Consider the following 14,676-nt stretch of genomic DNA (forward strand, 5'->3'; position numbering starts at 1 on the left):
GCACCCCTCCCTCAGGAGGGAATAAAAAACCTAAACATTTCGAGGTATACCAATAAATCATAACCTGCAATAAATATGAAGCTATCACCAGAACAACAGAAAGAACTTATCGGCATACTAAAAACCCGTTTTGAGAAAAACATGAACCGTCACACCGGCATAGAATGGGCCTGGGTACAGGCAAAGCTGGAAGCCGACACCGAAAAACTATCGTCACTTAATGAAATGGAATTAACCGGCGGAGAACCCGATGTTGTTGCTTACGATAAAAATACGGGCGAATATATTTTTTTCGACTGTGCTGCGGAAAGCCCCAAAGGCCGCAGAAGTGTTTGCTACGATCATGAAGCGCTGGAAGCCAGAAAAGAACACAAGCCCGGAAACAGCGCTGTTGAAATGGCGAAGGATATGGGCATTGAACTTTTAAACGAAGAACAATACCGCGAATTGCAAAAGCTTGGAAAGTTTGATACCAAAACCTCAAGCTGGATCAAAACCCCTGCCAATATCAGGAAGCTCGGCGGGGCCATTTTTGCCGATTTCCGTTATGATACCATATTTATTTACCACAACGGTGCGGAGTCATATTATGCTGCCAGGGGGTTTAGAGGGGCGTTGAGGGTTTGAGTACATTAGCCATAATCGATACCGGCTGGATCTAAATGATTGGCCTTATCTATATCTTATATTTTAATCTTCCGGTGTTAAAATCAGAAGGGCGGGTAGGTGTAAATAAAGTAAAGTGCCGGGATTTAACATTTGGATTAAAAAGGTTTTCGCCCAGGCTTTTTACGTTGTGTTCTGTAAGCATATTGGGTTTGCCCTCCCATTGCCAGCAGCGCCGGTTTTTAAAATCAATATGAAAACTACCCAAATAATAGTTTTCAAAATTCTGCCCCAGGTTAAGTATGTAATCATCTGTTTTAAACAGGTGCCTCATCGGCTCAAGAGCCAAGGTTGCTTTATAAGCATCGTCATTTAAATCTTTATAAAAATAAAGTTTCTCAATAGTTCCAGACTTAAGATTGGGCGGCTCTTTGGATTGCAATAAAAAAGGACTTATATAAATTTCTTGTTCCCCTGTTTCTGTTTCAATAGTGATAGTTGAAGAATTGAGCATTTAGTCAGATGTTAATAGTTCAATCCTAATATAACAGTTTTGATTAGTACAATCAATGCGATGCTGTTTACAATAACATTGCCGGCGACATGGCAAGGTTAATCGAAATTATTAAGGAGTTTTAGTTTGAAGGGTTAATGTGAATCGGTGCGAGATTTCCAGCACCCGGCACATTTTTTAATTAAAATTTACTTGGGCCAAACAAAATGGGAAACAAATTGTAGTATGCTGAAATTGAATTAAACTCTGAGGCATTTATTTAATTAAAACGCGGTTCTTGCTGACAGTTGGTTAAAAAGTTGTCTCGTTGTTCAGCTTAACATACTCTGCCTTATATGAAATTAAACCAACTTACTTTTACCAGGTTTCTTGCAGCGGTCGCTATTGTTATATACCACGCCAAGAGTGATATTTGGCCATTTAATTTGCCGGTTTTACATAATGTTTTCAGCAAGGCAAATGTTGGTGTGAGTTACTTTTTTATATTATCCGGATTTGTAATGATCATTGCCTATGGCCAGCAAAAAGCCGTTAAAGTTAAGCCGTGGAATTATTATTTGAACAGAATAGCCAGGATATATCCGGTATATCTTTTTGCGCTTATATTGGCAGCTGTCAGATTATTGATAATTGATACGCTACCTGTTAAGGAATTTATATTACAGCTGTTTGCCATTCAATCATGGTTCCCTGGTTATATCAGCAAGGTTAATGCCCCTGGCTGGTCATTATCCGTTGAGGCTTTGTTTTATGTAGCGTTTCCATTGCTTTTCAATTATTACTATAGTAAATTCTCGTTTAAGTCTGTCGCCATATTGGTTTCGTGTTTATGGCTTACAACCCAGGTGCTACTAAACTTTCTTTACCGGTCGCCATATTACGCAGCTCCGCCATCTACCATTCATGACCTATTATTCTATTTTCCATTAATGCATATTAATGAATTTATGATTGGCAATATTCTCGGCTTTGTTTATTTAAAGTCGGCAAAAAGGCAGGCGAACTATGACTTGCACATTACATTTATTGTTATTGCTTTATTAGTCGTATTATCCGTTAATAATTACTTAAGCTTTCATGATGGGTTAATGGCCGTATTGTTTGCTCCCCTCATTTTATTATTGGCCTTAAATAACGGAAAAATCACAAGGGTTTTCTCAAACAAATACTTGATACTGTTGGGCGAAGCAAGCTATAGTATGTACATCCTTCAACATCCAATAAAATCTTTCCTTAGCTTTTTCTTCAAAAAAATACGGGTTGTAAACCCCGAACTGCAATTTTATACCTTTTTGGTTGCGCTTATTTGTATTTCAATTGCCTGTTATTTTTTCATTGAAATTCCAGCAAAAGATTGGATAAAAGGCTGGAAAGACCGGAAGCGTTTAAAATTACAAGCAGTAGATGATTCTGTAAATTTCTAATTATCAATTACGGCATATAAGCATTTGTTAAATAAAAAAAAGCATATCCAATCAGTAAGACTACTGTGCAGGTATGCTTTTTTTGTTGTTTTCAAGTCGGGATGAGGAGACGATTACCCCGGCATTTATATCTATGATATTCAAGACGGGCGCCGTATAGGACACATATATTGTGCTTCGGCTTGATGGCCTTTGATGCTATTTATGCTATAGTTGATAATCAATGAACTTGTTATAAAACATAATGAATGTCTGTTACAAATAAAAGATTTTGTAGTTATGGCTCCCCCGGCGATGCAATTGAATCTTACTTTTTATCCCGGCGGTTGGCTAAACTCGCTAAATTGGTGAATAGGGAAAGAACAACGGCGTAAACTATGTGGTTCGCATTTTAGGAATCTTGCAAGCAGGCAGACGAACTATTAGTCGGCGGAAATAGGTTGAACAGCCATTGTGCAAAAACAGGATTGATATCCTGCGGTCAGAATTTAGCACCCAATGTAACATAACATGATCTTCCGTCGCCGGGTAATATACCATTGCCAAGGTAAACAAGCGTTTCTGTTCGGCGGGTAAAGTATTTATTATCTGTCAGGTTATTGATACCGATCCTGATGTTGTACTTGTCGGAAAACTTATAGCCCAGGGCAAAATCGGCCACGTGATATCGTGGGACATAACCTATATTGGGACTTGTTTTGGTAGCAGCTGTATTATTCGCATCCGACCATGATCCGCCAACATATGAATAATACAAGGTAGCGGAGAGGTTATGTACAGAGCCATTTATGCCCGAGCGGCTAACAAATTGAGGAACGTCTTCCAACGTTTTTCCAGTCAGATCAACCACGCCTGTTTTGCCATTTAAATACCTGGCGTGATTATAAGCGTAAGAAGAAAATATGGAAAGATCATTGTTAGTGTCCTCGGTATTGAAATTAAGCAGGTGAACCTCAACAAAAGCTTCCACTCCCCTGGTGAGCGCATTGCCTGCATTGGTAGTGTAGGTGTAGGGTTTTCCGTTGCCATCAGTCAGCGTTATATTTCCTATCCTGTTGTTATACTTCAGTTCAAATGCGCTTAGATCAAAGGTCAATATCTTTTTAACCTTTCCCCTAATGCCAATATCTGCATTATGGCCGCTCGCGTCTTTCAAATTCGGGTCGATCACCGCTGTGCTCGATCCGATGATAAGATTTGCATAAAGAATAGGCCTGTATGCCTGCGAGTAATTTCCATAAATATTAATGCTTTCAGTGATCTTATACTGCGCACCGATTCCACCCAGCACGATGTTCCTGGAGGTTGAAAGCGATACGGGGTTAAAATTTTTATATACTTTATATTCCGTTCCGTTTAAAGTTGATTTGAGGTTATCATACCTGATGCCGGGGGTAACGGATAGCCTATCGGTGATGCGGAAAAGGTTTTCAAGAAACGCCCCGTAGTTTATTGTTTTAAAGAGCAGGACGATACCGTAATTGCCGGTTTGAGTAAGGTCAAAATTAGTTCCTGTAGTTCCCTCCCCGTTTTGTTTTCTGTTGGTAGCAGCGTTGGAATATTTTAAGCCGCCCGATAGGGCACTCTCATGGCCGAACAGATCGTATTTTTTTATCATTCGTGCATCAACAGTATAGCTGTTGTAAAAGTCCCTGTTTATCTCTCTTGGCGCGTAGGAGCCTGTAGTTTGGCTGATGGTATCTGCATTGGTGGCTAAACTCGGGCTGGCAATAACCATGTTCCTTTGCCCGAACAAGGTATAGGCTTTTATATTCAATAATGTTTTACTATTGATGGCGTAATTAAAAAGCAAAGCGGGGAGGTTAAGTATCGGGTTAAAATAATTTCTGCTCCTGGTTGACTGGCGCGGATTGGCAGCAAACATCGCGTCGGTAAGCCCGCCAGCAAATTTCTGCACATAGTTTTCTCTTGAATATTCGAGACCAATATCCATTTTATCTGTTGGCTTATAGTGCAAACTTGCGTAAGCATTCAGGAAATTATAGTCGGAGTTAGGACGCCATCCATCGCTGCTACGGTAATTAAAGAAAGCATAATAAGTGAACTTGCCTTTTTTTCCACCTACCGAAACAAAGGAATTTGAGGTATTGAACGAGCCATACGTTTGTTCGGTTTCAATGCTTAACGACTTCGTGGTATCAGGTTGTTTAATTACATAATTGAGCATCCCTCCAAACTGAGGGCCATATTGAAGAGCGGCTGATCCCCTGATGAGCTCAATTTGCTGTACGGCTTCCAATGGCGGGTTATACATGGCCTCGGGATAACCATACAGATCGTTATTAACATTGTAGCCATTCTGGTTCACATTGAACTCCCATGATCTGTGCGGACTTAATCCTCTTGCCGCTACACTGGTTTGAGTGCCCGAACCATCCAACTCCCACGACGTGATACCCGGTACTTTTGCAAACACATCGCGGGCTTTATTTTGTGCGATATCTGCATTGACGCTGTCAACCAAAACAACTTCATTTTTTTTGCCCGAATAAATATTTGTTCCGCTGATCTCGGGTAACGCTTTGATGCTTCCTACGCCTCTTTCGCCTTGTACTTCAACAGCAGATATCTTAATAACGCCGGCCTGAAGCGTATAGGAAAATTCAGTAGTGTCATTGTTTTTTACGAGTATATGCTGTTTAACAGATTTATAGCCGATGTGCGAAATAATGACCAGGTAATTTCCGGCAGGAATATTATTGATGCTGTATTGGCCTTTATTATTTGTGGTGGCGCTGAAATTTGTTTTGTAAAGAATAATATTCACCAGCTCCAACGGGGCTTTTGAATTGTCGGTGATGCTACCTTTAATATTGCCGGTTGATTGGGAAAAAGCATGGGTAAGTAACGAGAAAAGGAGAAAGGTAAGGAAAGCTTTTTTCATAGAATGATCGTGTTTTTTGACATGTCGGTTTGTTTTCGACCATCGTTGTGTTTTTAAAAATATAACGCTAAGCTATAAAAAAGATCTTTTTTTTATTTAATAATATATGCCTGATTGAAATGTTTTCTATGGGGGTTGCAGATTATTAAAATTAATTCGGAGTTAAAAAAAATCAAGGAATATAAGTTCACGATTAGCTGAGCGCCATAATCGGTCACAATCTATTTAAACTGCTCCATAATTTTTCGCCCATATTCAGTTACCCCCGCGGTAAGGAGATCACCAATGGCTTGTCAAAACAATTGTTGATATGATCGATCTGCTTATATTTATTGCTGAGGGTAAACCGTAAACGTCCCTGTAAGGTTACTGAATCCGATAAATAGACTAATGTAATATGCATCTCAATAGCTTGACGTTTCCCACCGGCCTTTGGCATTTTATTATATTGTTGAATCGGTGTTTATACTGTATATCTTTCCGTTAAAACACCTATTTATTTTTTATATGCATTGTTTATCTTAGAGACATTATAACGACCTATTACAACAATGCTCTTGCTCTGATTCCAATAACCTTTATCACAAATGAAAAAATAGACATTCCAACTTAACTAATCAATTCATTTGGATTTATGCCAAAGGTTGCCGCGTCGATAAAATATGACAGAGGAAACTCTCCGTTAAAACACCTTACTATGAATTAAACCAAAGTACAAATGAAACCTAATAATTCATAAACCCTATCAATAAACGCTTACACGAAAATTATCCATAACATTCATTTCCTAAACTTTTACACCTGATGTTATCACAGCAACCGTTCAAAGTTTTGGCGCTGCTATGTTGTGCGCTCTTCATTACTATAAATTTATTTGCGCAAACAAGTCCACCGCCATATGTACCAAATGTACTGCCACCTTCGCCCAACGCGGCAGTCTTGATGAAATTTGCCGATGTTCCGGCAAGTCCTTACACCGGTACGGCCGATGTATCTGTGCCTATCTATAGCATACAGGCTAAAGGCCTCAATATGCCAATAAGTTTAAATTACCATACCGGGGGCATCCGGCTTAATGAGGAATCTGGTTGGACAGGTCTTGGCTGGGCTCTGAATGCAGGCGGGATGATCTCCCGGACAGTAAGAGATAAAGATGACTTTTATAGTGGGTATTTTGGTTCTGTCAACCTTCCATTGATTCCAGGTGATTTGGCTGACAATCAACCGGCTAATGGAAACGGCGATCCCAAACATCCGGAAATGCCGATGCTGAACATCAATAAATACATTTTTGATTTTAACTGCAGTTACCTGGTGTACCTGACCAACGGAACCGTTATGGATTATTCGCATGTTTTTTCAACGGCGACCTCCGGAACAAGCCCTTCTGATATGGAGCCGGATAGCTATAGCTTTAATTTCCTGGGGATGAGCGGCAAGTTTATCATACGGCCGGATAAAACCGTGGTTCTGGAAAAGCAGGATAATATCAGGATCCAGCTCACTGCCGCCAATACATTTATCGTTACAGATGAGAAGGGTGTCCGGTATTTTTTTAATGATAAGGAATATGGCGGGTCAAGCTCAAGTCCCGACCAGTTAAGTACCTGGCACCTTAGTAAAATAATTACGCAGGAAAATGATGTAATTACCTTTAATTATGCATCAAATGGCGTAGTAACCGTAGCAGAGCAACCAATGTTGAGCTATAGTTTTGGTTGCGGCAACCAGGGGCTTTACCCGGCGCCGGTCACCGCCACAACTTATACCAATTCGATATTGCAAAGTATTGATTTTACTAACGGAAGGATTGTTTTTGATTTCGACAACATTCGCCCGGACCTTTCGGGCGGTAGCAAGTTAAATGACATTAAAGTTTATTCAAAAAGCAAAGCCGGATTGAAACTGATCAAGGAAAACGACTTGTATTATTCCTATTTTAACGCGAACGCTGCAAATAAACCAGAGATGTCAAGGCTCCGGCTGGATAGTGTCAAGGAGGTAAGCGGCAGTTTATCGGTCAAACCATACAGTTTTACCTATAATGAAGACGGAAGTTCCCTGGCCGGAAAACATAATTATGGTGTTGACCATTGGGGCTTTTTTAATGGGGCTACGGGCAATACGACACTTATACCTACAACAAATACTTACTACGAAGCCAACGGAATTACAGGATTACCAGTAAATTACACTGGCGCCGACCGGTCGCCCTCTGCTCAGTATATGCAACTATTTTCGCTGCAACAGCTGGTTTATCCTACAGGTGGCAAAACGGTATTCGAATATGCGCCCAATGAGTATGATTACGATAAATCAAATATTGGCATTACCGAATATCCGCAATTTGACCAGGTGACTATTGATACTGTTTTTGTGATCAGCACGTATGGCGCAAAAAACGGGACTTTTGACCTTAGCCACATCATAGCCGGTACAGATGCAACGGTCAATGTGGCCTTTGTTTCGAAAATCAATTCCGGCTGGCCTCCGGCTGACAGGGCAACTTACGGAAAACTGTACTTTTCGGTGAACGGGAGCGTTGTCGACCTGTCCAGTAGTAACCTGAGTTGTGATGGACCGGCGTGCAGTACCAGTGTAACCCTTCATGCGCCTACGCAATCAAGCACTATCTATACCTGGAATTCATACGTAGATTCCAGTATTCCCACAACTGACTTCTCGCTTATTCATGTACAGGTAACCTATCAGGGCTATAAACTACGCGTACATCAGAGCAATGGTATCCACAAGGAGATTGCAGGAGGGATCAGGATCAACTCCATAACTGATTATTCGGATAACGTAACGATAACAAAAAAACGTATCTGGGATTATGGGTACACTTCCGGATCTGATCAATATACCTATGGGAGGCTGATGTCATTCCCATCCTATATCCACAAGGAGTTTGTTGCTAATACGATCAATCAGGGTGTTTGCCCCTGTGTGGTGATTTTGGGTACCAGCAATACCGGTTTAACCAGTGTGATACAGGGCAATATCGTAGGGTATTCCCAGGTCAACGAAAGAACTATTGATCCCATAACCAATGCTGATATCGGGAAAACCGTTTACAATTTCTTCAATTCTCCCGATTCCGTCATTGATTATAATGGTTTCCGGAGGCCTGGAACGCTCAATATGGGAAATCACCTGAATGGTTCACTTTTATCAAAAAAAGAATACAGGAATACCGGCGGCAGCTACTATAAGGTTCACGAAACTTACAGTTATTTTCATACAGCAAACCGTAATGTTTATTTTAACCCGAAGTATTTTCTGGCCTGGCCAATAGGTTCTGGGGGAACAGGTGTTGGAAATTGCAATGGTAATGCCGGGGTGCCTGTTCAAATGATTGCCTTGTTTCATCCCATAATTAAATCCGAACGTGTATTGCAAGACTCTGTCAGGGAAGTTACGTACGACCAGAATGACACTACGAAATACATATCGGTCAGCAACAAAAGCTATTATGATAATCCTGCCCACTACCAGTTGACGCGTAGCAGTATGACCGACGAAAAAGGCAACTTGCACGTGTCAAAAGTCACTTATCCCCAGGATTATATCACTTCGGGAACCACCACCGGGAACATGATGCTCGATACGTTAATCCGGCGAAACATGGTCGCTACGACAATAGAAAAGCGTGACAGCCTGTATTATAAAGGAGCATCTACCGGGTACGTAACAGGGGCTTCTGTAAGCAGGTACCGTCAGCTGGCATCGGGAACGGTGGTTGCGGACAAGATGTATAAGCTTGACCTGATCAAACCCATAACGGACTTTGTACCGATGTCGATAAGCGGGAATACCATTAACCAGGACAGCCGGTACCGCCAGTTGATCAATTTCGATGCCTACGATGATAAAAATAATATCGCGCAGTATACGGTGCCGGGGCAGTTACCGGTAAGCATTATCTGGGACTACCGCCAGATGTCGCCGGTCGCCCAGGTAAAGAACGCGGACACGTTATCGGCCGCGTATACCTCTTTCGAGGCGGAGGGAACAGGTCACTGGGCAGTAGCATCAACCCAGCGGGATAGCGTTATCACAGCATTTTCAGGTAATAAGTCCTATAATCTTTCTAATGGCAATATCACCAAAGGCAACTTGACCGCAGCTAATACCTATGTAATATCATACTGGACCCGCAATGGATCGGCGTTAGCCATAGCCGGTACCGTAGCCGGTTACCCGCTGAAAGGAGGGACTATTAACGGGTGGACCTATTACGAGCACCAGGTTACCGGGCAGACGACAGTTGCCGTATCAGGTACAGGTAATATTGATGAACTCAGGTTATATCCGAAGGGCGCTCAGATGACCACCTATACTTATTCGCCGCTGATCGGCGTGACCAGTTCGATAGATCCGAAGAACAATGCCTCGTACTACGAATATGACGGCCTCGGACGTTTGCAAAACATCAGGGATAAAGACGGCAACATCGTTAAACATACAGATTACCATTACCAGGGACAATAACAAATTAGAACCAATCACATGAAAAAATTAACCTTAATCACGATTTCATTCGTTTTTATCTCGAACTATCTTTTTGCGCAATGGACAACCAGCGGCACCAATATATATACCAATAATGCGGGCAGTGTGGTTATCGGGGCGACAACCCCAACAGTAGTCAATGCTTCAGCGGCTTTATTTCCATCTGTTACGTCCAAATTCAATGTAGTAACAGGGACCGGACCGGCAACCTTTGCTGATCTGGTAGTTCTGAACCATCCAGGCGTAAACGTAGATGCTGTTCAGCGGCAGATCGGCCTTGTTTTCAAATTATCAAGCGAAAGCACCACAGGTGAATCTGACAAAATGGGCGGAATGCTATTGGAAAGCAGTAACGGATATGCCAATCTCCCTTCTTTTAGCCTGGTAACAGGCAACATCCGGAGGCTTACCATTGATGCCTCTGGAAATGTAGGTATTGGTAAAACGGACCCGCAAAACAAACTGGATGTCAATGGCACCATACATTCTAAATCCGTGCTGATCGACCTGAATGGCTGGAGTGATTATGTGTTCAAAAAAGATTATCGCTTGGCACCGTTATCGGAGGTCGAAGCATATATCGATCAAAACCAGCATTTACCGGAAATCCCTTCAGAACAGGAAATGACCAAAAAGGGGCTTAATGTCAGCGAGATGAACAAGTTACTGATGAAGAAAGTGGAGGAGTTGACCTTGTACGCGATAGAGAACGAGCAGAAGGATAAGGAAAAAGACAAGCTTTTGGTTTCGCTCCAGGAACAGATCAATCTGTTGAAGCAACAGCTCAAGCCTGCTTCAAGGCAAGCAAAGAAATAACCGGGCCTATATTACACCTAAATACTTAAAGCATGAAGAAAAATGCTGATCACAAAAGCCGCAAGACGGTTTATCTGCTTTTACTGTTGCTGCTTACGCTTTGTATACGGGCATCGGCGCAGATCTACCTGGCGCCGCCGGTGTCGCTGACAACGGCGCCAGCTCCAGGGTCATATTACAACAATACGGGCATTACGCTGAACCCGAACTTTAGTTTTACGGCAGCGGCGGGGAGCAGCCTGAAGTTTTATATAGTAGCTCCGGACTGCGTGCCACAAACGATATCGTTGAGCGCAAACCAGAACTATATCCTGACCTCGGTATCACTGACCAAAGGTTTGACAAACAATGCCATGCTTGCGGGCCGAATGACCTGCGAGCTGATGCAGACGGTGCAGTATATAGACGGGCTGGGCAGGCCGCTGCAAACCGTGCAGATCAAAGGTTCGCCATTGAAAAAAGACATTGTCCAACCTTTTGCTTATGACCAATACGGGCAGGAAGTAATGAAATACCTGCCCTATGCCGCTGCGACAACAGACGGCAGCTACAAGAGCGATGCGCTGACCGGAGCGCTGACCAATTTTTATAACCCAGGCAACACATCAGCAACACAGCAAACGAACGGCGTGCCGAACACCTCATTCCCATTTGCGCAGACGGGCTTTGAACCATCGCCGTTAAACCGGGTGATCGAACAAGGCGCACCGGGCACCGCCTGGCAACTGGGCACTACACCTGACGCCGGCAGCAACAGCCATTCGGTACGGATGGTATACACCACCAATGACCAGACCAGCACTTTTAGTACGGTTGTAACGGGGAATAACGGGAGCAGGATCGCGGCGCTGTATACGGCATCCATTAACAGCAATCAAAGCAGGACGCTGGGGCGGGCAAATAGCAATACGGCCACCTATGCGCCTAACCAGTTATCGGTCACCATTACCCGTAACGAAAACTGGAAGTCGCAGCCATCCTCAGACGGCTGTTTCAATACCACGGAGGAGTATAAAGACAAGGAAGGGCATGTGGTGCTGAAACGCACTTATAATATAAAGGGAACGGCAGCAGAGGAGCTCTCGACCTATTATGTGTATGATGACCTGGGCAACCTGAGCTTTGTATTGCCTCCCGGTGCGAATCCGGACGCGCAAGGTACGGCTATTTCGCAAACAACGCTTGATAGCCGCTGTTACCAGTACCGTTATGACGCCAGGAACAGGCTGGTGCAAAAGAAGGTCCCGGGGAAAGGCTGGGAATACATGATTTATAATAAACTCGACCAGCCGGTAGCGACGCAGGATTCTGTGCAAAGGATGAAAGCTACCCAGGAGTGGACGATCACCAAATATGACGCGACGGGAAGGGCGGTACTAACGGGTATTTATCAGCATACCGGAAGCACACCGGGAACAGACAATCACGCGGTGCTGCAGGCGGTAGCGGACACCACCAGCGCGCAATGGGAAACGCCGGTGACAACAGGTAATGGCTATACGGCATACACCTGGCCCAAAGCATGGACAACGACGTTAAGCGTAAACTATTATGACAGCTATACGGGTATCCCGAGCTTTCCGGCTGCTTATGACCAAACGGCCAACACCGCGTACAGCAAGCAGACAACCGGCCTACTGACAGCTTCGAAAACATTGGTACTGAATACTACAGGCGATTACCTGTGGAGCGTGCCGTACTATGATAATGAGGGAGAGGTGATCCGGACATTCAGCCAGCATTATGTTGGGGGGAACGCCTCGCTCAGTTTGTACAATTATGATGATATCCAGACCAAATACAATTTTACCAAACAGCCTACGGAAGTATACCGGTACCATTACCTGAAAAATGCGGCAGGCAGTGCCGGGGTACGTACGCTGACCGAACGGAACAGCTATGCCTATGACCACATGGGGCGTAAGCTAAGAACTGTTCACCAGTTACAGGATGGCGGCAGTACAACGCCGCAGGATTCGGTGATATTGACCAGGAGCGATTATAACGAGGTAGCGCAGTTAAAAACCAAAAGGCTGCATTCCAAAAACAGCGGGACGAGCTACCTGCAGACCATCGATTACCGGTACAACCCGAGGGGCTGGCTGAGCAGCATCAACAACGCGAACCTGAACAGCGACGGCGGGCTGACCAACAATGACAGTAACGATAAGTTTGGCGAAGAGCTGAGCTATGACGGTGCAACCACGGCAGCCAAACAATACGGCGGCAATATAGCCACGGTGGCATGGAAGTCGGCGCCTATTGTCATCGGCGGAACAACGGTAACGCCGGTAAAACAAACCTATGATTACGGGTATGATAACCTGAACAGGCTGCTTTCAGCAGTATCAACAACGAACACAAGTAATCCAAAGGACAACCTGTACGGAGAGAACGTGGCCTATGACAATATGGGTAATATTACCAACCTGGGGAGGTATGATAATACCGGAACCACGACCAGTCCGGTGCGGACCCGGATCGACAGCCTGAGCTATACCTATTTAGTCAATACTAACCAGGTAGACCGGATCGATGACGGGGCAACAGGTTATACAGGGAACGCGGGTTTCAAAGATGCCGTACAGGCGACCCATGAATACGCCTATGACGGCAATGGTAACGAACTGCAAGACCAGAACAAGGGCATCAGCAGCATTAGTTACAATATGCTGAACCTGCCGCAAACGATCACTAAAAGTGACGGCAGTACGGTAACGTATGTTTACAGCGCAACGGGTAATAAGCTGAGGAAAATACTGGTAGCGGGGGGCAACACCACAACTACGGAATACGAGAATGGTATCGAGTATGACAACAGTACAAATACCGTCGCGTTTATCCAGACCGAGGAAGGTCGGGCAAGAAAAAGCGGCGCAACCTACGTTTACGAGTACGACCTGAAAGACCATTTGGGCAATACCAGGGTAACTTTGACACCTGATCCGAACGATGCCACGCAACAAACAGCGAAACTATTGCAGGAGAATGATTACTATGCTTTCGGGTATGGGATACAATCGACACAGCAAACTATATCTCCAAAAAATGAGTACCTTTATAACCATAAGGAGTTGCAGGAAGAGACCGGGCTGTACGATTATGGCGCGCGGTTTTATGACCCTGTAATAGGAAGGTGGACGACCGTTGATCCGTTGTCGGAAAAGTATCGTAGGTGGTCGCCTTATAATTATGTGGAGGATAATCCCATAAAGCTGACTGATCCGGATGGAATGGGGCCATGTCCAGAATGTGCCATTTTAAATCTTAAAGTTCTTAAAGCCGTTGTTAAATCAGCATTGGCCATCCCCATTGGTCTCATGAACTGGGTATCAGACAATGAACGCGGCGGGCATTTGAAGCGAGGTTCAAAGGAATACAACGAGTTACAAAGGGAAGGTTCAAAAAACCAAAAAGAGCTGGCCGTCAATTTGACTCTTGCTTATGCCGGTGGTAAGGTGTTTGGAATGGTTGGGGATGCTTTTGCTGGGAAAGGGCCAGTTCTGGCTCCTGAGGCATCTGTAACGGGTTCATGGGTTTCTGAAAGCACAACCGGATGGTCAAATGCCGCAAAGGCTTACCAAGAACAAATAACCGGCGTGCCAGCAGGTAATGCATTTGAGGTAAATGGAGTTAAATTCGACGGAGTAAATAATGGAACTTTACTTGAAGCTAAAAGTTCTTATGATGGATTTGTTGGAAAGGATGGGAAGTTTCAAAGCTGGTTTAAAGGTCGTGATGCTTTAGTTGATCAAGCTGAACGTCAGGTTGCTGCAGCAGATGGAGCTCTTATTGAATGGAATTTCTCAAGTCAAAAAACCTTAGATGCTACTAAGGCGCTGTTTAAACAAAATGATATTACAGGAATTATTTTAAAATATACACCAGCTAAATAA

At 43.8% G+C, this 14,676-nt stretch carries 7 protein-coding genes; 5 read left to right on the forward strand and 2 right to left on the reverse strand.

Annotation, left to right across the window (positions count from 1 at the left end; translation table 11 throughout):
• Window positions 1-75: 75 nt before the first annotated feature.
• On the forward strand, window positions 76-627 hold the full coding sequence (locus tag FHW88_RS14585) for a DUF4256 domain-containing protein (RefSeq protein ID WP_176626334.1): 552 nt from the start codon (window positions 76-78) through the stop codon (window positions 625-627).
• Window positions 628-676: 49 nt separating this feature from the next.
• Here FHW88_RS14585 and FHW88_RS14590 read toward each other — a convergent pair whose 3' ends face one another.
• On the reverse strand, window positions 677-1,120 hold the full coding sequence (locus tag FHW88_RS14590) for a hypothetical protein (protein WP_176626335.1): 444 nt from the start codon (window positions 1,118-1,120) through the stop codon (window positions 677-679).
• 335 nt (window positions 1,121-1,455) lie between these two features.
• Here FHW88_RS14590 and FHW88_RS14595 point away from each other — a divergent pair, with 335 nt between their 5' ends.
• The gene (locus FHW88_RS14595; RefSeq protein ID WP_090532804.1) at window positions 1,456-2,544 is read left to right on the forward strand and encodes an acyltransferase family protein; all 1,089 of its coding nucleotides are present in this window, start codon (window positions 1,456-1,458) and stop codon (window positions 2,542-2,544) included.
• Between the two features lie 481 nt (window positions 2,545-3,025).
• Here FHW88_RS14595 and FHW88_RS14600 read toward each other — a convergent pair whose 3' ends face one another.
• A complete protein-coding gene (locus tag FHW88_RS14600; protein WP_176626337.1) occupies window positions 3,026-5,449 on the reverse strand; it encodes a TonB-dependent receptor in 2,424 nt (807 codons plus the stop codon).
• 804 nt (window positions 5,450-6,253) lie between these two features.
• Between FHW88_RS14600 and FHW88_RS14605 the strand changes: the two genes are divergently transcribed.
• The 3 genes from FHW88_RS14605 to FHW88_RS14615 are packed head-to-tail and all read left to right on the forward strand — an operon-like array spanning window position 6,254 to window position 14,676.
• Window positions 6,254-9,943: a hypothetical protein gene (locus FHW88_RS14605; RefSeq protein WP_218117199.1), complete on the forward strand. Its 3,690-nt coding sequence runs from the start codon at window positions 6,254-6,256 to the stop codon at window positions 9,941-9,943.
• 18 nt (window positions 9,944-9,961) lie between these two features.
• Window positions 9,962-10,780 carry a hypothetical protein gene (locus FHW88_RS14610; RefSeq protein ID WP_176626339.1) on the forward strand — a complete coding sequence of 273 codons (819 nt, stop codon included), beginning with the start codon at window positions 9,962-9,964 and terminating at the stop codon, window positions 10,778-10,780.
• Between the two features lie 32 nt (window positions 10,781-10,812).
• Window positions 10,813-14,676 (forward strand): DUF6443 domain-containing protein, encoded by a 3,864-nt coding sequence (locus FHW88_RS14615; protein WP_176626341.1) that lies wholly within the window; start codon window positions 10,813-10,815, stop codon window positions 14,674-14,676.

The organism is Mucilaginibacter sp. SG538B (genome assembly GCF_013376065.1).
GTDB classification, from domain to species: Bacteria; Bacteroidota; Bacteroidia; order Sphingobacteriales; family Sphingobacteriaceae; genus Mucilaginibacter; species Mucilaginibacter rubeus.

Coding starts and splice junctions, on each gene's coding strand:
- FHW88_RS14610 (WP_176626339.1), top strand. CDS start 9,962: ATGAAAAAATTAACCTTAATCACGATTTCATTCGTTTTTATCTCGAAC.
- FHW88_RS14605 (WP_218117199.1), top strand. CDS start 6,254: ATGTTATCACAGCAACCGTTCAAAGTTTTGGCGCTGCTATGTTGTGCG.
- FHW88_RS14585 (WP_176626334.1), top strand. CDS start 76: ATGAAGCTATCACCAGAACAACAGAAAGAACTTATCGGCATACTAAAA.
- FHW88_RS14600 (WP_176626337.1), bottom strand. CDS start 5,449: ATGAAAAAAGCTTTCCTTACCTTTCTCCTTTTCTCGTTACTTACCCAT.
- FHW88_RS14590 (WP_176626335.1), bottom strand. CDS start 1,120: ATGCTCAATTCTTCAACTATCACTATTGAAACAGAAACAGGGGAACAA.
- FHW88_RS14595 (WP_090532804.1), top strand. CDS start 1,456: ATGAAATTAAACCAACTTACTTTTACCAGGTTTCTTGCAGCGGTCGCT.
- FHW88_RS14615 (WP_176626341.1), top strand. CDS start 10,813: ATGAAGAAAAATGCTGATCACAAAAGCCGCAAGACGGTTTATCTGCTT.